The organism is Bacillus sp. LR--39, assembly GCF_053613335.1.
On record NZ_JBSIOT010000707.1, the window covers coordinates 1 to 784 of the forward strand.

The window sequence follows — 784 nt, forward strand, 5'->3', positions numbered from 1 at the left end:
TCATTCCTATGAATAACCTCAAACGTTTTCTCAAAATCAAGTTCGTCACTGCGTTTGCCCTTGGCCTCCATAATCTCCTCAGAGGAGTAATGGGTTTGGCCATTGCCGATCACGCCGCCCGGTCCCCTGACTTCCACAACCGCCCCTTTCGGAAAGCTTCCGTTCACACCCACAACGCCAGCGGGCAAAAGGCTGCTTCCATTATGGATCATCGCCTCTTCGGCACCCGCATCAATGATAATTTCTCCCGATATCGGCGAGTGGAACTGAATCCACTGCCTCGTGTTGTTAACCGAAGATAGTTCTTTGTCTCCGATATAAGTGCCGTCTCCCCTGCCGTCCAAAATGTCCGCGAGTTTTTGCTCTCCGCTGCCTGTTCCAATGAATACTTTCACTCCCAGAGACAGCGCGGTTTGTGCGGCTAACAGCTTTGATTTCATTCCGCCGGTGCCGACCTTTGATCCGGCTGAACCTGCATATCCAAGCAATTCAGGCGTGATCTCCGGCAAATAATCAAATCGTTTCGCCTCAGGATTTTCATTTGGATTGGCATCATACAGTCCGTTAATGTCGGTGAGAATCATGAGCTGGTCCGCGTGAATCAATCCGCTGACTAACGCAGAAAGCATATCATTATCTCCGAATGTCAATTCTTCAACAGACGTAGAATCGTTCTCGTTGATAATCGGGATGACGCCGCGTTCCAATAATTCCATTATCGTAGCATACGCGTTTCGATACCGTTCTCTTTTCGAAAAATCATTTCTCGTTAAAAGGATTTGTC

Annotated in this window: 1 protein-coding gene; it reads right to left on the reverse strand. The window is 48.3% G+C overall.

Translation table 11 applies throughout. The annotated features are described in order from the left end of the window. On the reverse strand, positions 1-784 hold a 784-nt coding region (proB, locus tag ACWHAR_RS25985; RefSeq protein ID WP_452088288.1), incomplete at both ends, for a glutamate 5-kinase.